15 protein-coding genes and 2 pseudogenes are annotated in these 20046 nt (G+C 41.2%); 13 read left to right on the top strand and 4 right to left on the bottom strand.

The genetic code is table 11. The annotated features are described in order from the left end of the window. Positions 1 to 18: 18 nt before the first annotated feature. From ACYRY3_RS28280 to ACYRY3_RS28270, 3 genes and pseudogenes are all read right to left on the bottom strand, one after another. Positions 19 to 90 (bottom strand): annotated as a pseudogene (locus ACYRY3_RS28280) (photosystem II protein D1); the annotation flags it as partial. Beyond that, positions 87 to 170: pseudogene (locus ACYRY3_RS28275) on the bottom strand (RNA-guided endonuclease InsQ/TnpB family protein); the annotation flags it as partial. The pseudogenes ACYRY3_RS28280 and ACYRY3_RS28275, both read right to left, overlap by 4 nt. Positions 171 to 189: 19 nt before the next feature. After that, entirely contained in the window at positions 190 to 1125 is a 936-nt protein-coding gene (locus tag ACYRY3_RS28270; RefSeq protein WP_460205008.1) for a hypothetical protein, read from the bottom strand. Between the two features lie 382 nt (positions 1126 to 1507). Between ACYRY3_RS28270 and pstS the strand changes: the two genes are divergently transcribed. From pstS to ACYRY3_RS28210, 12 genes are all read left to right on the top strand, one after another. Further along, on the top strand, positions 1508 to 2548 hold the full coding sequence (pstS, locus tag ACYRY3_RS28265; protein ID WP_460205007.1) for a phosphate ABC transporter substrate-binding protein PstS: 1041 nt from the start codon (positions 1508 to 1510) through the stop codon (positions 2546 to 2548). Positions 2549 to 2789: 241 nt separating this feature from the next. Continuing rightward, entirely contained in the window at positions 2790 to 3782 is a 993-nt protein-coding gene (pstC, locus tag ACYRY3_RS28260) for a phosphate ABC transporter permease subunit PstC (RefSeq protein WP_460205006.1), read from the top strand. Positions 3783 to 3891: 109 nt separating this feature from the next. Beyond that, on the top strand, positions 3892 to 4770 hold the full coding sequence (pstA, locus tag ACYRY3_RS28255; RefSeq protein WP_460205005.1) for a phosphate ABC transporter permease PstA: 879 nt from the start codon (positions 3892 to 3894) through the stop codon (positions 4768 to 4770). Positions 4771 to 4818: 48 nt separating this feature from the next. Beyond that, positions 4819 to 5598 carry a phosphate ABC transporter ATP-binding protein PstB gene (pstB, locus tag ACYRY3_RS28250; protein WP_460205004.1) on the top strand — a complete coding sequence of 260 codons (780 nt, stop codon included), beginning with the start codon at positions 4819 to 4821 and terminating at the stop codon, positions 5596 to 5598. Positions 5599 to 6190: 592 nt separating this feature from the next. Next, on the top strand, positions 6191 to 6778 hold the full coding sequence (locus ACYRY3_RS28245) for a Panacea domain-containing protein (RefSeq protein ID WP_460205003.1): 588 nt from the start codon (positions 6191 to 6193) through the stop codon (positions 6776 to 6778). Further along, positions 6750 to 7127: a hypothetical protein gene (locus ACYRY3_RS28240; RefSeq protein ID WP_460205002.1), complete on the top strand. Its 378-nt coding sequence runs from the start codon at positions 6750 to 6752 to the stop codon at positions 7125 to 7127. Before ACYRY3_RS28245 ends, ACYRY3_RS28240 begins: the two co-directional genes overlap by 29 nt. Positions 7128 to 7671: 544 nt before the next feature. Beyond that, entirely contained in the window at positions 7672 to 11121 is a 3450-nt protein-coding gene (locus ACYRY3_RS28235) for a glycerophosphodiester phosphodiesterase family protein (protein WP_460205001.1), read from the top strand. 308 nt (positions 11122 to 11429) lie between these two features. Then, positions 11430 to 12212 carry a peptidylprolyl isomerase gene (locus ACYRY3_RS28230; RefSeq protein WP_460204999.1) on the top strand — a complete coding sequence of 261 codons (783 nt, stop codon included), beginning with the start codon at positions 11430 to 11432 and terminating at the stop codon, positions 12210 to 12212. Positions 12213 to 12376: 164 nt separating this feature from the next. Then, on the top strand, positions 12377 to 13786 hold the full coding sequence (locus ACYRY3_RS28225; RefSeq protein WP_460204998.1) for an NYN domain-containing protein: 1410 nt from the start codon (positions 12377 to 12379) through the stop codon (positions 13784 to 13786). Positions 13787 to 14059: 273 nt separating this feature from the next. Continuing rightward, on the top strand, positions 14060 to 14764 hold the full coding sequence (locus ACYRY3_RS28220; protein WP_460204997.1) for an SDR family oxidoreductase: 705 nt from the start codon (positions 14060 to 14062) through the stop codon (positions 14762 to 14764). Between the two features lie 145 nt (positions 14765 to 14909). After that, positions 14910 to 16028, top strand: a complete 1119-nt coding sequence (hppD, locus tag ACYRY3_RS28215) for a 4-hydroxyphenylpyruvate dioxygenase (protein WP_460204996.1) — start codon at positions 14910 to 14912, stop codon at positions 16026 to 16028. A 122-nt stretch (positions 16029 to 16150) separates the two neighbouring features. Beyond that, positions 16151 to 16849: an HAD family hydrolase gene (locus ACYRY3_RS28210; RefSeq protein WP_460204995.1), complete on the top strand. Its 699-nt coding sequence runs from the start codon at positions 16151 to 16153 to the stop codon at positions 16847 to 16849. 50 nt (positions 16850 to 16899) lie between these two features. Here ACYRY3_RS28210 and ACYRY3_RS28205 read toward each other — a convergent pair whose 3' ends face one another. Next, complete coding sequence (locus ACYRY3_RS28205) at positions 16900 to 17529, bottom strand: CPP1-like family protein (protein ID WP_460204993.1); 630 nt, start codon at positions 17527 to 17529, stop codon at positions 16900 to 16902. A gap of 691 nt (positions 17530 to 18220) precedes the next feature. On the opposite strand from ACYRY3_RS28205, the gene ACYRY3_RS28200 reads away from it, so the two are divergent. Next, positions 18221 to 18940, top strand: coding sequence for a response regulator transcription factor (locus ACYRY3_RS28200; RefSeq protein WP_460204991.1), 720 nt, complete (start codon positions 18221 to 18223; stop codon positions 18938 to 18940). Positions 18941 to 20046: the final 1106 nt, after the last annotated feature.

Raw genomic sequence — 20046 nt, 5'->3', positions numbered from 1 at the left:
AGTCGCGTTAAGCAATGATTAACCGTTGATTGCAGGAGCACTGATAGCAACAGGAGCAACTTCAGCCGCAGCCAAGTCGAGGGGGAAGTTGCAGTGACAGTCTTTATCTTCCCTTCGATTGGACGATGAATTTTAGCTTTAACCTCTCCAATATTTCCTGGAAATTTGACAAGATCGTCAAGAACATAGTTAAACAGGAGCAGTTTTCCAAGTGACTATAATGGCTCCTGTTCGTTCAGTAGTTGGTGCGAAAGATACATACTCAATAAACTCACCCTTTCTCACTTCATATAGCGGTCCACCCCCATAAAAACCTATCAAAGAAACCTGGAAACCCTGTACCTCTAACTTACTTCCAACAATTGCTGCCAATTCATCTGGAGTTTTATCTATAGCTGCACCAAAGATATTTTCCAATCCAAATTTAGACGTAGAAAATTTATCGGGTTCCGCAAAAGTCAAATTGGGTGTCCAGGGAATTTCTTGCTCAAGACTAGAGATGATAGCGTTAAATAACTCTTTCTCAGAATTTTGTAATGGTGGGGCAATTTCCACGCTGGGTTGTGCTGGGGACGTTGGTAGGGAATTGACCGATTCTAGCGAAGAATGAGTCTTATCAACAGTGTCAGAAATAGATATCTCAGGGATTGGAGAATTTTCATTAAGAATAGAAGAACGAGATTCAGGGGGAGAAGGAGAAGGCGAGATAGGAGGCAGAACTTGTGCGGTACTGACTTTTTTTTCTGTTGCGGTCTCTTCCTCTATTTGTAACTTCTTCTGTGGAAGTTTTTCCTGTTGTTCCAGATCCATAGTAAGATTTGGAAGGGGCGGTAAATCCAACACAATTTCCGATGTTGTCGGTGTAGGAGACATTAATTCAGGGGGTTTGGGAGAGACCAGCATATCCCCTGTACTAAAAAGTTCTTTCCCAGTAGGTAATGGGAACCATAAAATTTTTTCTTCACGTTTTGCTGCCATTTTAGGAATTTGTGACTTTTCTAGCAAAGATGAAGAAATTGGTAATGCAAGTAATATACCATGCAATGCTACTGAGATTAACAGCATGGTTGGTGAAAGTTCTCGAAGAGATGTTAGCAAATTCTTCAGAAAAAATAACTGGAACATAAATTAAAATTACAGCATTTTTTAGGAAAACGAAATACATCGGTCGGGAAACTCTTACCGTATCCCCACACTCAATCGCTCCAATACCAATTTCTATGAAGCTGAACATTATTTTTAGCCCTCCCAACCTCCGCGAGCGTTAGGAAGGTGCCGCAGACAGAGGGGTTATTTCCAAGCATTTTCACATAGACAACAATCTGCAATTTGCTTATTGCGATCGGCTATGGGTGTTTTAGACTTTTTCAAATGGTTATTAATCATAAATTTAAAAATATTTAATTTATTATTTGGTTTTTCTTAAACTTTTGTTAACTCTTCCTATTGTAGCTTATTTGCTGTATCCTCGACAAACCAAATAGTTATTCCTTCATAAATTAGCGATATGAAATTATCAGCTACCGTTTTGAATAGTGTAGTTGCAGCTTCAGCTATTTCAGCTGTTGTTTCTTTTGGATCGACATTTACACCAGTTGCACAAGCACAAACTGTTAATGGCGCAGGAGCAACTTTTCCTGCACCTTTGTACGAACGATACGCTCGTGAAATCAAGAAGAAGTATCCCAATCTAAGCATTAATTATCAAGGTGTTGGTAGTGGTGCTGGTATTCGTCAGTTCATTGCTGGAACTGTTGACTTTGGTGCTAGTGATGCAGCAATGACTGATGCAGAGATAGCTAAAGTAACCAGAGGAGCCATCTTAGTGCCTACCGCTGGTGGTGCTGTTGCTGTTGCTTATAATCTTCCTGGTGTCAATAATCTCAGGTTATCTCGAAAGACACTTCCAGCTATTTTCTCTGGTCAAATTACCAACTGGAACGATCCTCAAATTAAAGCCGATAACCCTGGTGTAAATCTACCAAATCAGGCAATCAGACCTGTTGTTCGTGCTGATAGTAGCGGTACAACTTTTATTTTCACAAATCACTTGAGTAGCATTAGCCCCTATTTTAAGGGTAGAGTGAGCGCTGGTACCGCTCCAAAATGGACAATTGCTAATGTTCTTAGAGGCAAAGGTAACCCCGGTGTTGCAAATTTGGTTTCTCGCACTGCAGGGTCTGTTGGATATGTTGAGTATGCTTTTGCTCAGGCAAACAAAATCAACACAGCACAGATACAGAATAGAAAAGGGGAATATGTAGCTCCTTCTTTACAATCTGCAAACCAAGCTTTGTCAACTGTCAACTTCCCTGATAACTTCCGAGTTTTTGTTGGCGATCCAGCACAAGGTTATCCTATTGTTGGTCTAACCTGGCTGTTGGTTTATAGGAATTATCCCGATACCAACAAAGGAACTGCTGTCAAAAACTTTGTCAACTGGGCGCTCACTGATGGTCAACAAATTAACGATGACCTCAACTACACCCGGATTCCAGCAGCTACAGTACAAAAAGTGATACAGACAGTAAACAGCACTATTAAATAGCATGAACTGTTAGTCGTTTTTGAAAGTTTGGTTAGTGGTAAAGCCCTAACTTTATAGGCAATTTAACTATTCACTTGGTAAGGGTGGGTTGACTCTCATAGGTAATGAGTGCTATACAAAAAGCACTCTCGATTCAACCCTTATCCACTAACTACTAACATTTTTCTTAGCAATTTTCTTTCCTGGGTGGGCAAACAGCTCACCCATCTGTCATGACAATCATATAATGATGTAATTAGTAATGGCTAATTTCTCAGAACCATCTGATACAAATCAAAGAAACTCGAGCGATGAAAGTATAGACATCACAGCAAGTAGTGGGCAAAATTTTTTAATCGATCGGGCATTTACATGGTTAGTTTATGTATTTGCTGCTCTAACAGTTGCTGTACTCTTTTGGATGAGTTGGATTGTTTTTCAACAAGCCTTACCAGCAATTCAAAAGTTTGGGTTGGGGTTTTTGTCGAGTCAAGAATGGGATGCAGGCAATTTGCTTTTTGGTGCATTGCCTTACATTTATGGAACCTTGGTCAGTAGTGCGATCGCCATGTTATTAGCCGTACCTGTAGGGTTAGCAGTAGCCCTAGTCACGAGTGAAAATTTTATCCCTCTGTCAGCGCGAACGGCGATCGCTTTTATTGTGGAACTCATTGCCGCTATTCCTAGCGTCATTATCGGTTTGTGGGGCGTTTATATATTTATCCCAGCACTCATACCCTTACAAACTTGGTTGTCCACTACCTTCAAATGGATACCGCTCTTCAGCACACAAGACCCAGGGGGTTTCAATATGCTGACCGCTGGCATTATCCTTGCGATTATGATTTTGCCCACGATGGCAGCAATCAGTCGTGATGTTTTGCTAGTTGTGCCAAAAGAGTTACGCAGTGGTTCGATGGCTTTGGGTTCTACTCGTTGGGAAACTATTTTTCGAGTCATCCTCCCTGCTGGATTCTCTGGAATTGTGGGCGCAGCTATGCTTGCTTTGGGAAGGGCTTTGGGAGAAACAATGGCTGTCACAATGGTGATTGGGAACGCAGCTCAAATCAGTGCTTCACTTCTCGATCCGGGCTATACAATTCCCTCCGTGTTAGCCAATGAATTTGCTGAAGCTCAAGATCCTTTACATATTGGTGCTTTAACATACCTGGGCTTAATTTTGTTTGCTGTGACTTTAGCTGTTAATATTTGCGCCATCGCAGTTGTACAGCTGGTGGGTAGAAAGAATAAGTAAGAACCCAACCGCCGTCAGAGGTTAATGACACACTTTGTAGTGAAATCTTTGCCAATCAAGTCATTTCCTCGCGAGTATACTTAAAATGGGACAAGCAAAAGTTATTATTATGACCAGTCATCAAGAGTCTGAAATAGATAAATCCGTGGTAGCAGAAATATATAGTCCTTTACCACTAACCAGGCTGCTATTTAACTATGGAATGACTGTGGTAGCATTTTTGCTTTCAGCCATAGCTCTGATTCCTTTACTGTCACTATTGTGGGAAATCATTGGGCGGGGAATAAAAAATTTAAAACCGTCTATGTTTGTGACACCAGTGATTTACGATGGTTTTGGGAATGCCATTGTTGGTACCCTGATTATGGTGGCAATCGCTTCTGTTTTTAGTGTTCCAACCGGAATTATGACAGGCATTTTTCTGTCCGAGATAGGTAAAGGAACTCGGATTGGTCAAGCTGTCCGCTTTATCGCCTCTATTCTCACTGGAGTGCCCTCCATTGTCGTAGGGATCTTCGCCTTCGGTGTTATTGTCTTAATTACCAAACAATTTAGCACGATCGCAGGTGGCTTTGCTTTGGCGGTTCTCATGCTGCCCATTGTTGTGCTGACCACAGAAGAAGCCTTAAAACTTGTTCCCACCTCCATGCGTCTTGGTTCTGCTGCCCTGGGGGGTACTCGCTTCCAGACGACTTTTCGTGTCGTTGTGACTGCTGCACTCCCTGCCATCACTACAGGAGTTTTATTGGCTGTTGCTCGTGCCTCTGGTGAAACAGCACCCTTGATTTTTACTGCCTTGTTTAGTTTGGATTGGTCAAGGGAACTTATTGGTCCAACAGCGTCACTGTCAGTGTTAATTTTTAATTTGTATAACGACCCAACACCAGAAAAAACAGCACTAGTCTGGACGGCTTCTCTTGTTTTAGTTGGGATAGTTATGTTTATTAGCATTGTCTCTCGTATATTTACGAGAAGAAAAAATGCTTAACAAACACTTCTACAAACGGTATTTTTTTGTTGTGGTAACGAGCACAGTATGAGTAAATTAAGCCCAGCCATTAAAGTCAGGAATCTCAGCTTCTACTATGGCACCTCGAAAGCGCTGCAGGGTGTCTTGATGGACATCTACGAGAACAAAGTGACCGCAATTATTGGTCCTAGTGGTTGTGGTAAATCCACTTTCATCAAATGCCTAAATCGCATTAGCGAGTTAGAGGGACCCGTGAAAGTTGAGGGTAGCGTAGAATTTTACGGTCAAAATATTTACAATCCTCGTGTTAATTTAAACCGTCTCCGCCGCCAAATAGGTATGGTGTTCCAAAAGCCAAACCTTTTCCCTATGAGTATTTACGATAACGTGGTTTATGGTATTAGAATAGCTGGATGGCGTTCGCGATCGGAATTAGATGAAATTGTCGAGTCTGCCCTTAGAGGTGCAGCTATCTGGGATGAGGTAAAAGATAAGCTACATAAGTCAGCTTTGGGGCTTTCAGGAGGTCAACAACAGCGATTGTGCATTGCTCGTGCTTTGGCGGTAAAACCAAAAGTTCTGTTAATGGATGAACCTTGTTCCGCACTCGATCCCATTGCAACAATGAAAATTGAAGAACTCATTCACAGTTTGCGCGATGAACTGACAATTGCAATTGTGACTCATAATATGCAGCAAGCTGCTCGTGTTTCTGATTTTACGGCTTTTTTCAGCACTGATGAAAGTCGAATCGGTCAAATGGTGGAATTTGGAGAAACGACTAAAATCTTTAGTAATGCTCTCGATCCTCGTACTCGTGATTACACATCCGGGCGTTTTGGTTAAGGGGTGTAGACACATTAAACAATTCAGAGTAATGCATTACAGGCAGTTAACTGCTTAAGGTCATCCAGTTTCAATTGTAACCTAGTGCTGAATTCAGGCTTAGCACTAATCTAAAGCAACTGGAAAATTTAGTCCTATTTGCGATAAGAGGATGGTAAAAATTGTATAAATCTCGGTTTCTTTGAGTTTGGTTGATGAAAACCTAGTTTTTTGGCAGAGAAACTGAGTTTTTTACAATAAGCCGAATCGTAGAAAGAGGAACTCTCAGAAGTGATTCTGGGAATCCCACGTGCTTTTAGCTGTGGGAGGATGTCTCCCATTAGGTCAACAGTTAAGTCTGAGGGTTTGACCCATTTTTACATTTTGAAACCCATAGTACTCTTATTTCCATCTACGTAAGTACCAAAGGTAATAAGTATATTTTTATTTGCAACTTCATATAGGATTTGCATGAGCTAGCGTATTCATTACATTTTCCTTTAATATGGTAATTATGTACTATAATCTAAATAATTTAGATTATAATAGTATTTGTAAGTTTCCATTGAAACTTGCTATTATAGAATGTTTGTTTTGCTTTGCTGGTCTAACTATGGTAGATTGCATTAATATCGCTCGCTATTTTATAGTTAGAGCTTATGAGGAAGGTATAGAAGCGGAAATGACTAATATGAAAGTTCAAAAGCTTCTATACTATGCTCAATGCTTGCATTTAGCGCTATACAATGAGCCGCTTTTTAATGAAGTTATTCAAGCGTGGCGCTATGGTCCAGTGTGTCCTCCAGTGTACAAGTTTTACAGTGACTTTGAAGCCAATCAATTACCTATTCCTAGCAAAGAATTTTTGTTAGAGATTCCTAATGATAAGAAACATCTGTTAGAGGAAGTTTGGGAATATTTTGGAGGATACAACGCCTATCGATTAAGTGGTATGACCCATTTGGAATTTCCTTGGAGAAAAGCGCGTAAAGGTTTATCACCCGAAGCAAGTTCAACTGAGCCAATTCTTCTTGAGGATATGAAGGCATTAGGCGAGCGGAAGCTTGATATCATAGAACGCGAACATCCTGCGTATGAAGAGGTGATGTCCAATATTTTAGAGGATGCTTGTAATTCGGAAGCTTCGACTCGTATTAACAAAGGAGAAGTGCGTGGCTGGCTCAACTCCCTTCTCGATTGAAGAATCTGAAAATTTTAAACGTTCATTTAAAAGACTTGCCAAAATTCATGGCAGTGATTTTATTGAAATTGCGGCGAATGCTTTGGAAGATTTAATTGAAGACGCGTTTCGTATAAATTCCCGCAACGAACCTTTACCCAAAAAGATGCAGCTTCCTGAAGGATGGACATTTCATAAGCTAGATCTAAAGGTTTCCAAAGGTGCTTCTGGACAAATCAGATTAATGTATTTAGTAAACACAACTGACTGCATAATTAAACTCGTGTGGATTTACAGCCATGAACAGTTTGTAAAACGTCCTGCTGATAAGGATATAAAGAGTCTTATTAGAGAAATATTAGATTGTTAAGAACCGTATTATTTTATAAAATTAGGGATTCAGCAGAAAGAGGGTACAAAGTACCTGCAGGTAGATTTAAGAATAGAATGATAATAATTATGTTTAATGAAACATTAATAAATTTTTACGTGTTTAAACGGAGAAGGCACTCCTCTTAAATGCATCGTACTTTAGAAAAAATACTGAATCTTAATCAAAACATTTATTGTTCTTAACCTATAAGGGGTTGTATGGAAGTGTGTAGAAAGCTGAGCTCAAGCTTTCGTGCATTTTCTTAGGTCAGTGCAAGAAGTGTATTTTATAAGACCTTCTGTAGAAAAAAGCTGACTCGCTCCTCAAGATCCAATTTTGGTTCCAATAGAGAAATCACATGGCTCATACCTTCTGAAGGACAAAGGATGAAAACAAGGGTGCATTGTATCAGGCTGAAATACCTCTTACTTCCGTTCAAACTTCACACTTTATCCTTCAGAAAAGCCATTGTCCTTTGTTATGGGTAAGCAGAATATCCACAGCACAGGACACTGTGTGTCTAACAACATAGGAAAAAATTATGGCAGACGTAACACTCAAAGGATTTGCAGTTCTACCAGCAGATACATTTGCCGAGGGTCCTCAATCCGGCAAATTCATCACAGGTAATACCAACGGACGGACAATTCCGTTTCCAAGTCAACCCGTTCAGGGCTTTAGTGGTGTACAGTTTGCCGACCCCAACACCTTTTGGTTCCTCTCAGACAACGGTTTTGGGGCAAAAAGTAACAGCGCCGATTACCTGTTACGGATCTATCGCCTTAACCCCAGCTTTCAAGGTATAGATGGGGGTGATGGTAGTGTCAATGTGTTGAACTTTATACAGCTATCTGACCCCGATCGCAAAGTTCCTTTCAAGATTGTTAATCAAAATACAAGCGATCGCCTATTGACAGGTGCAGACTTTGATGTTGAATCTTTTGTTTTAGCAAAGGACGGCACAATTTGGGTGGGTGACGAGTTTGGTCCTTATCTGTTGCAGTTTGATAGTAGCGGTAAGCTGCTTCAAGAACCCATCTCCGTACCTAATAGCAGTGTCGTCAAGCTCAATACCCTAAACGGTCAAGCACCTCTTGTTGTTGGACACCGAGGAGCAAGCGGCGAATTACCAGAACACACACTAGAGGCGTACAAGCTAGCAATTGAGCGTGGCGCTGACTTCATCGAACCAGACTTGGTTTCCACTAAGGATGGAGTCTTGATTGCCCGACACGAACCCAACCTAATTGCTACAACTGATGTTGCCACCCGCCCTGAATTTGCCGATCGCAAAAAGGAAAAAGTTATTGATGGGATTAGGGAAGAAGGTTTCTGGGCTGAAGATTTCACCCTAGCAGAAATCAAGACTTTACGGGCAGTTATGCCACAAAGCTACCGCCCTCAAGTCTTCAATGGAGTCTTTCAAATTCCCACCCTTGAAGAAGTCATCAATTTAGTAAAAGAGGTAGAAGCACAAACAGGCAAAAAAATTGGTATTTATCCTGAAACTAAACATCCTACCTACCATGATTCCATCGGGTTGTCATTAGAAGAACCCCTGCTGGCAACTCTGGAGGCAACGGGATTTACTGACCCCAGCCGAGTTTTCATCCAATCCTTTGAAACCAGCAACCTTAAAGAACTGAATCAAAAAACAGACATACCCTTGGTTCAGTTGTTAGACGCTTTTGATGTTAGAGATGATGGCTCCCTTATTGAGGTACAACCCTACGATTTTGTAGTCAGTGGTGACCCCCGCACTTACGCAGACCTAAGAACTCCGGAAGGCTTACAAGAAATTGCTACCTATGCTGATGGTATTGGTCCGTGGAAACGGATGATTGTGTCTGTGAAGGCTGTCGATAAAGATGGCGATGGCAGACCAGATGACCTGAACAATGATGGTGTCATCAATGATGCTGATAAGGTGACTACCGAGCCTACAACACTTGTGCAAGATGCCCATGCAGCAGGCTTACAAGTACATCCTTACACGTTCCGCAACGAAGGGCGCTTTTTGGCATCAGATTACAACGGCAATCCGGAACTAGAGTACAGACAATTCTATCAACTAGGCGTTGATGCCCTCTTCTCTGATTTCCCGGGAACCGCTGACCTCGTTCGCGACCAAATCACCGCACCCTTTGTTCGTTCTCCTGACAACCCTAGCGTTCAGCAAAGGGCTCAGTTTGATACACTCACTGGTAATGCTCCGATTGTCATCGGTCACCGAGGAGCAAGTGGTTCTCGTCCGGAACACACTCTGGAAGCTTACAAACTGGCGATCGCATTGGGCGCGGATTTTATCGAACCCGACCTCGTTGCTACTAAAGATGGTATACTGATAGCCCGTCATGAAAATGCTCTAGCCGTTCTCAATCCAGACGGTACACTTAACAACACTGATACCAGTACAGACGTTTACCTGCGTCCCGAATTCGCGGAGCGCTTGACTACCAAAGCGATCGATGGGCGCACTGTTCGAGGTTGGTTTTCAGAAGACTTTACTCTGGAAGAAATTAAAACTCTAAACGCCATTGAGCGCTTACCCAACCTGCGAGGAACCGAATACAACAATGATGGTTTAAAAGTGCCTACCCTGGCAGAAGTTATCGACTTGGTGAAGCAGGTTGAGCAAGAAACGGGACGTAAGATTGGCATTTATCCTGAAACCAAGCACCCTACCTATTTTGCTACTGAAGGTACCCGCATAGACGGCACTCCAATCAATGTTAATTTGGGGAAAGAATTGGTTGATACTTTAGTTGCCAAGGGCTTTACTGACCCACAACGGATATTCATCCAATCTTTTGAAGTTGGCAATTTGCAAGAACTCAATAATGTGTTGATGCCCCAAGCGGGAATTGACGTGCCACTCGTCCAGCTATATGGTGGTGCAACAGGAAGACCCTATGACTTTGTCGTTGGCGGGGACTCGCGTACCTACGGCGACTTAGCAACCCCAGCAGGGCTGGAGTTTGTGAATGACTACGCTACCGGTATTGGTCCTGATAAACGCTTGATTGTTCCCGCTCAAACAGTCGATCGCAATGGTGATGGTCAACCGGATGACCTCAATGGCGATGGGACAATTAGCGATGCTGACAGAGTCTTGAGGACGCCAACGACTTTAGTTCAAGATGCCCATACCGCAGGTTTGTTAGTCCATCCTTACACCTTCCGCAACGAGAACTTTTACTTGGCACAAGATTATAACGGCGACCCACTACAGGAGTACAAGCAGTTTATAGAGTTGGGAGTTGATGGTTTCTTTACGGACTTCCCCGGAACTGGAGATACCGTGCGCGACCTGTACGTAGGAGAACGTGTGGTTTCTAACCTTGCTGGTTCCCGAGGGTTTGAGGGTATGGCAATTAACCCCAGTAAAACGACCCTGTATCCATTACTTGAAGGAACTGTGATTGGCGATCCGGTTGGTTCATTGCGAATTTACAAGTACGACCTGCAATCCCACAAATTTGATGGTCTGGCTGGTTACTATCAGATGGAGAGCCCAAGCCACGCTATTGGTGATTTCACCGTCGTTAATGAGAATGAATATCTTGTTATCGAACGTGATGGTGGTGAAGCTGCTAACGCCCGGTTCAAAAAGATTTTCAAAGTTGACCTTTCCCAAAAAGATGCCAATGGCTTTGTTGCCAAAGAGGAAATTGCCGACCTACTGAATATTCAAGATCCCCAGGATTTGAATCAAGACGGCAGTACAAACTTCACTTTCCCCTTTACCACCATTGAAAATGTGCTGGTGGTTGATAACAACACCATTCTAGTTGCCAACGATAACAACTATCCTTTCTCCATTGGACGACCACCTGCGATCGACAACAACGAAATTATCGTTCTTGAGTTGGGCACAACACTCAATGTCGATCCGCGTGTAGGTCTTGCTGGGTTTAACTATGGCTTGGCTAACGACGCTGGTTTTAGCGACAATCCTGCTAGCGGCACTCTACCAAGCATTGGTGCTTAATATTGCTTTAACAGCAGTAGCAAAACGGTTGCGTGGGTTGGGTTGAGCAAAGCGCGAAACCCAACTCAATTTTAAGGATTTCCTAGTAATAAATTTCCCCAGAATGTGGTGTGGGATTGTGGTACGGACGTCCCCGCCCGTTCCATACAAGTGGTGATGGTTCTATTTACAACACCCACCTAAAAACTTCATATTATGGCTGGGGACTTACGCCGATTTTGTTAAAATTGGATCTCTATACAGTTAGTATTTAGGGTGTGGAACAGTACTCACCATCCTAGAGTTTCTTCTTATTGAGTTTTATATTTATGACCCCAATTTTACAAGTAGGTTCGCGCACGATCGCAAAAAGTGAAATAGTCCCTTTACTCAAGCAGTACGGGATACTACCACAACTAGTACAAGAAATTATCATCGACTCGGCGATTTCTAACATTACCCTGACACAGGAAGAAACTGTCCAACTTTACAAGCAGTTCTACCAACAGCAACAGCTGAACTCTGATGCCGACCTCCAAGCATGGTTGCAAGCCCGCAATTTAGATCGGCAGCAACTTGATTATCAAGTGACGCGTAACATCAAACTCGAAACCTTCAAGAAAAGTACTTGGGGAGATAAATTGCAATCCTACTTTATCCAGCGCAAAGGAAAGTTAGATAGGGTAGTATATTCTCTGATCAGAGTTAAAGATATTTGTATTGCCCAAGAGCTCTACTTCCGCATTCAAGAGGGCGAACAGTCGTTTAGCGAGCTGGCGCGTGAGTATTCAGATGGTCCTGAAGCTCAAACAGGTGGCATACTGGGTCCAGTGGAGTTAGGAGTTCCCCATCCATCCCTTGCGAAAATGCTGTCATCAGTTCAGCCCGGTCAGCTTTTACCACCCACACCTCTAGGTGATTGGATTGTTATAGTCCGACTCGAAAAGTTTCTTCCAGCACAATTGGATGACGCTACGAAGCAACGTTTACTGAATGAACTATTTGATAATTGGCTGCAAACTCAGTTAAAAGAGTATATGCAAAATATTAAAGAGGATTTTCCAGAAAATCAAAACGAAATATCCCCTCAGGCATCTCAAGCAATCGGGTAAGTTCTATTTTTCGTAAAATTTTATTAATTTTTTATACAATTTGCATATACTATCAGCAGTTTTACGGTTCTCAGAAAATCTTTCTCATAGGTATAAAAAAGGTAACTTGCCGTCCCTAGCTAGGAGCTGGGTCAGAACGCCCTACTATATTGAGAGAGACATATATGCCAAATGCTAGTGTTTCACTGACTGACCGTCATCCTCACGTCTTAAAAGAAATTAGTACTTATATCTATCAAACAATTGTTACTATTCAAGATAGGCAACCAGAATTATTGCTCGAAAAGTATAGAAATATCTCATGGCGTAGCGATCGTACTCAATCTAATTTAATAGCAAAATTATCAGAAGTCCTGAGCCAAACTCAAGACAGCAATACATTAATTGAGCAAGTACAAAAATTCTTAAAAGTTTTATTATTTCCTGAGGCTTTTCATTCAAAAATATTTCTAGAATTAGTAGAAAAAATTCGTCAAGGAAATTTTATACAATTAGATTTAGATGATTCAGTAAGTGCAAAACTTGTCGAACCCTCTATATCATTTATATCTGCAAGTATAACTTCCCCGCCACAGAAAGCAATAGCTGTTTTACTTCTAGATGCAGAGAATCTACAAATTAGCGCTGAAACAGAGAAGTTTTTAACAACAGTGTGCAATTATCCTATTCAAATCAAAATAGCCTTTGCTAATTGGTGTAGTATGGGCAAGTTGGATATTGAACTACATGAACGTAGCTATGACTTGATCCATGTTCCTGTAGGTAAAGACAATGCAGATGGTAAAATGATAACTTTTGGTTCGACAATTCACGAGCGATTTCCAAATACGAAAGAAGTTTTTGTTTGCTCATCTGATAAGGTAATGACCAATCTGTGTAACATTCTTCAGCAAAATGGTTTAACAGTATATAGAGTTAGTAAAAATGGAGATAATATAGTTATTTTAAACAGTAATAATGGACATCAAGTAGTTTATTCTCCAAAATTTCATTCCAAAATTTCTTCATTGGAAAAATTTATTAATACACTGAAAGAGTTAATCAAAGAAGAGCAAAAAAAATCAGGGTTATATTGGGTAAAATTCAATGCTATTTGCCAAAGCTTTCAAAATAAATATAAAATATCTATATCTGAAGTTGTATCTACTCATGTTTCCGGTAAAAAAGCTAAGGATATTTTTATTGAGTATCCCAATGATTTCTGCGTACATCACCTATTTGATGAAAAGGAATTATATATCACTTTATTTGAAATAACAAAACAATCAAATACGGATGTTAATAATTTTCTTGTTCCAAGGAATTCCAATGAGCAATTTCCATCAAGTATTAATTCTATTTCCGATTTGGAAAAAGCTTTAATACTTCTTTTGAAGACTTTAATAAGTCAATCTAAAGAATGCTACATTGCTCATGGAGTTCTGGCCGCTGAATTTTGTAAGCAATATGGTGAAGGTATAACAAAGACACTGAATCGTTTACAAATTGCTGGTACCTTTACAAAATTTCTGGAATCTTCTAATACCTTTCAAGTGGACAAAAGTGAAAAAAATTATCGAGTTTCTCTATTGTAAATACTATAAAAGTGGAACTAGGTTTTGAAAAATGGTGGGCAGTGCCCACCCTACGTCTACGTTTTGAAGAACTAGGTTTTGAAGAACGGTGGGTAGTGCCTACGTCTACGTTTTGAAAAACTAGGTTTTGAAAAATGGTGGGCAGTGCCCACCCTACGTCTACATTTTGAAGAACTAGGTTTTGAAGAACGGTGGGTAGTGCCCACCCTACGTCTTGAAGTCACCTCCTGTCAAGGTATGATGTAAAAAGTTATTAAGAAATGTAAATAAAGGATGCAGGATAAAGTCATCGTTATTGTTGGTGCAACTGGCGGTATTGGTTCAGCCCTAACTCGCCAACTATCAGCTACAGGAGCAAAATTGGTACTGGCAGCAAGAAATAGTGCTCATCTAACGGCACTTGCTGGTGAGTTATCAGGGGAGGTTTTGACTGTTCCTACAGATATTACCGATGTTCAACAGGTAGATACCCTCATATCCAAGACAGTTGCTCATTTTGGCCAAATAGACGTTTTGGTGAATGCAGCCGGTGCTGGTATACTCAAGTCTTACAACAGTGTAGAACCTGCGGACTTGGACAAAATGCTGGAAGTCAACCTTAAAGGTAGTTTCTACACTTGTCAAAAAGCAGCCCAGGAAATGCAAAAGCGTAAATCCGGTCACATTTGTAATGTGGTGGGAATTTTAGGCAAGCATTCAATGGCAATGGCAGCTGCTTACTCTGCATCTAAGTTTGGTGTGGTTGGTTTCAGTAAGTGCATGGCAGAAGAATTGAAACGTTTTGGCGTCAAGTTTACGTTATTTTATTTTGGTGGAGTAGATTCGCCTTTCTGGGAAAATGTGAGTTTAAAGGTAGATCGGAAAAAAATGCTCAGCCCTGAAACCGCCGCTAATGCGATTTTCTTTGCTCTGTCTGCTGACCCCCAAGCTGTACCTCTAGAAATTAATATCCAGCCTGAGAGCCATTTGTTTTTTTAGTTAGTGGTTGGTGGTTAGTGGTTAGTAGATTACCAACCACTAACTCTTCACAAACAAAGATTCTTGCCTGGGAAAGACTAGAAAATCCAGTAAAAAAGGCAAAATTTAGAATCAGAGAAGCTGTTGCGCTGGATTTTCATCTGTTATGCGGGTTGAATATGTTCACTTCTATGTAGAAGATGCCAGAGTGTGGCGCGATTGGTTTGTACACAAATTAAATTTTCGATCGGTCGCCTATGATGGGGAGAAGAATACAACCTATTTCTTCAAAGCGGATTTGAGCGATCGCGCCTTTGATACCTGTACGGAAATTGTCAAAAGTGGCGCTGTATGCTTTTTACTGTCGTCACCCCTGTTACCAACAAGCCCTGTAGCGGAGTTTTTACGACGGCATCCACCTGGTGTAGCGGATGTGGCATTAAGTGTTGAAAACGTAGAAGAGGTAATTTCACTTGCTCAAGCTCACGGTGGAGAGGTTTTACAACCCGTCCAACAATACCAACAAAATTGGTGCAAGATAAAATGGGGCAAAATTGCAGCTTGGGGTTCCTTGTCTCATACATTAATTGAAAGAGGTTCGTTGGCAACGGATAGGTTATCTGTGGCACATACAGAATCCGTTCCGTCTTTCACGGCAATAGACCATATTGTGCTTAATGTAGCTGCGGGTGATTTAGGTCGTGCGGTAACTTGGTATGCAAAAATCCTTAATTTCCGACCACAGCAGACTTTTAACATTGAAACGGCTCATTCTGCTTTATACAGCCAAGTGATGATTTCTCAAAACGGCAATATACAACTGCCAATTAATGAACCAGCTTCGGCGAATTCTCAAATTCAGGAGTTTTTGGATGTGAATCAAGGTTCTGGAATTCAGCATATTGCCCTGCGGACTCGCAATATTGTCAATGCCATCTCCCAATTTCGTGCTAATGGTCTATCCTTTCTTTCTGTTACCAAAGACTACTATTCCCAAATTCAACAGCGACGAGGGCTTCCACTCTCTATAAAAGAACTCAATGTGTTAGCCCAACAGGAAATTTTAGTGGATTGGCAAGAAGATGAGTTTTTTAGATTACCCCAAGTGACACCCGTACTACTACAAATTTTTACTCAGCCCATTTTTGGACAGCCAACTTTTTTCTTTGAATTTATTGAACGTCGTTACCAAGCCAAAGGTTTTGGTGAAGGTAACTTCCGCGCTTTGTTTGAAGCAATAGAGAGGGAACAAATCAAACGCGGTCATTTGAAGGATGAAGTGTAAATTAGAAAGGAGCCGAAAGTGAGCATTGATAAAGAATCTGAAATCGATTCATCAAATATTCAAAAGGATACTATCGTATCAATTGGGATAATCTATAGATAAAATATACACTCTAAAAAGAAATGTTAAGACTTATTACAGATTTTGACGGTCCCATTATTGATGTTTCCGAACGTTACTACCGTGTTTATCAATACTGCTTGGAGAAGACCCTACACTCCTCTCAACAAGTGCGGCAATTGTCTAAAGCGGAATTTTGGCAGTTGAAGCGAGCCCGTGTTCCTGAGAAGCAAATTGGTATTATATCAGGTTTAGATGAGACCCAAGCACAAGAATTTGCCCAGCTACGCAAGCGAACAGTACACAGCGATCCTTATTTCCAGTACGATACCTTAGCGCCTGGTGCTGTTGATGCATTGCTAAAAGTGCAGAAGGCGGGAGTTGATTTAGTTGTTATGACAATGCGTCGGGTTCGGGAACTAAATTATGCTTTTAATCAACACGATTTGAGGAGATTTTTCCCAGAGAACCGTTGTTACTGTCTCAGCAACGATTACGTCAAAACCCGAGACACGGATGATAAACCTTTATTAATGGCAAGAGCAATAGAGGAACTTCCCAAGGCGACAAACACTTGGATGGTGGGAGACACGGAAGCTGATATTATTTCCGCTAAAAAACACGGCATTAAGGTGATAGCTGTAGAATGCGGTATCCGCGATCGCACTCAACTAGAACTTCACCAACCAGATGTCATTGTGAGCAATTTCAGTTCTGCTGTGGATTTAGTCTTAGAGCAAGAACTGCAGGTCATGAGATAAAAGCTCATAGCTAATGGCTAATTGTATACCCATTAGCTATTAGCCATAAGCTATTTTAGAAAGCTACTAATAAGCCATAACAATACAAACGTGACAACGGTAGAGAACTGATTTGAGTTTAAATTAATAAATTGTTGTATGTGTGGTACGATCCCCGCTGCAATAAATCCTCCAACAATCAAGCCTACAATCAAACCGAGAAGGGTCAATAAAACAGATCGACCAAATTTACCTTCCTTGCGGTTAAGAAAGTAAATAGATATACCAATACCTAGTATCAGTACTATCTGCAAAACTTGATCGCCTCCTGCCGGATAGAACGTGCCGATAGCGCTCAAGCCCACATACCAAATGCCTGGTATCACCACATCTTGCGAAGTTGGCTTGTCCAACATCGTTTGCAGCCACACTGGCGACTGTTCCTTCAAGCTTGGACTTTCTTTGGGAGGTGCTTGTACAAGCCTCTCCGGATAACGAATGCGTTCTGGCACTTTAATTTTGCCTTCCTGACGCATTTTTAAGCGATCCATTAAAACCGCATCATATGCTGCTTCTATGACTTCTAGACGCTTTGCATCCCCACTGTACTGTTCCAATAGGCGATTGCGAACATCTTGAATTTCGTCGAAGCTAGCATCCTCAGATACCCCAAGTTTTTCGTAGGGATTTTGCTCGCTCATGGAAGTTTATAACTTTAGCCTCAATTGGCAGCAATCTTGTGTTAATGAAAAACGGCTTTCTGTTTTTCTGGTCGAAACGAATGCTTTGATTAATTCGTCTGACCTACCCGGATATTAACACGGGCAAGTTTTCTTAACCTAATGGTTCTAACTATAGTCACTTTAACATATAGGAAGAACTCCGTGTATCCCCTCATGCCGTTCCTTCACTGGAGCTTTAATCTAGAATTTGAGCAAAAAGTACCTAAAAGGCTTTTTTTATGAAAAACAATCTTTTTTGTTTTATATTTGGTAAATTATCTATACCATAATTCACTTTTAAATAAGTAGCCTCCAAATCCCTTGTGTCATAGAGCCACATATCGATTTAAAATTGAAGCGTTTTAAATTTTCGTGCAATTCCGGGTAGTAGTGTGTCCTAAACTACTCGATTGCCGTGGCTAAGGTGAGCAAGCATCTGCCTACCGGACACAAGGTTGACTACAGAAGCCTAAATTTTAAGCAAGGGTGGCATTACTGAAATATCCGCGCTTTAATTGTTGAAGATCCTGATTACTACACTAGTATTTGAATGATCGGGGTACTAATGCCTTAGCCCTGTAAATTCATATGACTGCCAAAATGGAAACCGTAGCATATACGGAATCCGTCTGTTAATCCTATAAATTTTTGTTTTTGCAAAGTGATGGTCATGGCTCCTGCCAAGATTCTTGTTGTTGATGACGACCCTGCGGTTCGGAATTTAATCCAACGCTTTCTAATTAAGCAGAACTATCAGGTAGAGGCTGCCGAAGATGGTAAAACCGCCTTGGCGCTCTTTGAGCAATTTAACCCCGATTTGGTAATATTGGATGTCAATTTACCAGACGTAATCGGGTTTAACCTCTGCCAAGAGATGCAAAGCCGGAATGGAGTTTTTGTGCTAATGCTAACGAGCCGCGCAGATGAAGCTGATAAAATTCGTGGCTTTTCAAAAGGTGCTGATGACTACCTCACCAAACCTTTTGGCTTGGGTGAGTTAGAAGTCAGAGTAGCGGCTATTTTAAGGCGACAGCGTGTTGTAACTACGGCAGAACAAAAGCGCTTGGTATTTGAAAAGTTAATGATCGACCCCGTCAGGCGGGAGGTTACCCTTAACAGTCTACCGGTGCCCCTAACTGCTCTAGAATTTGATTTGTTGCATTTTTTAGCTAGCCATCCAGGACGCGTTTGGCGGCGTGCCGAACTGATTCAAGAGGTTTGGGATTATGAGTATGTCGGCGACCAAAGGGTTGTAGATGTACACATAGGTCAAATTCGTAAAAAAATCGAAGCTGACGCCAGCCAACCAGCACTCATTCAAACAGTGCGTGGCGTTGGATATAAGTTTGAATGCCCTACTCAGCCACAGCCAGCTGAGAAAGCTCAATAGGAACAGGGCAACTGTTAGCTGCAGCAAAAATAAGTGAATATCAACTCCTTATGTTGGGAAAAATAGCAAACTTAGCCTGATATATGCTTTAAGTTGCAGTTATTGCGCCTATAGAAAGCAATCAAGACTTTCTTAAGTAGCTAGAATATGACTGTTTTGTGTGTCAATAGAGTCAGTTTTTGCGATAATTCTTGATTGTTGAATCATGAGGCGTCATCTTGGATAGTCTCAAATAATAGTCATTTATGAAAAACAATGCCAAGGACAGCGACAATACCTTGCTTCCTTAAAGTGGGGTACGTTTAGTTCCAGGCGGATTGAGTTGCTTGACTTCTAGTCAAACATTTGGCTCTCATTGAACTGGGGGGTACTTGAGATTTGCTAGCTATGCAGTCCTTATCATGGGCAAAAACTACAGCAACACCTTGCCTGCTAAAATTGTTCCTGTAAATATGTAGGAGCCATCTCCCACCCTAAAAGAAGCAGGAAGTAGCGCAGGTGGCGTATTAAACGCGAAATATCCCCAGAAAAACTCAGGACTGGTGACTAGGGAACTTTCCCAATCCCTAATCGCCAATCTTTCAAAGATAGTAATATTAAATAGGATTGCTATAGTCCTATAAAAACATCGAGTGGTAACATACTCCACTCGATGTTTTTATCTTCCTTCGATTTGAGGTTGTTTTTAGAAACAGGTTGCCGTTTTAGAACTTAGCTAGCGTTCTACCTTTTTTACTCAAGAGCGCTAAGAAAAATGACCCCAATTTATCTAAAATATAGCTGCAGCTTTTGCCGAAGGAACTACAAGTTTAACTTTGTTGAAATTTAAAGACAAAGACAAAGCATCACAGGTACTTCTTACACTCTTGACAAACACCCTTTCTTTGCCTTCCTGCATAAATTCGATAACCTGGACATTTTCCCTAATCTACTGGTCGCTTTCTGTTACTACAGTTTAGTTAATAAACATGGACGATCTTGCCCGCACTTAAGGCATTAGCCAAAATCTCTGGTCAATGAACTGTTTCTGGTAACTTGTGCAGAGCATTTTTGTTAGCAGTGGTGAAACAAAGTTTCTAAGTAAACACGAGCAGCACGGCGATCGC

The sequence above is a fragment of the Scytonema sp. NUACC21 genome (genome assembly GCF_054684315.1).
The sequence above is the reverse complement of the archived record's forward strand: the minus strand, read 5'-3'. Positions and strand labels throughout refer to the sequence as shown.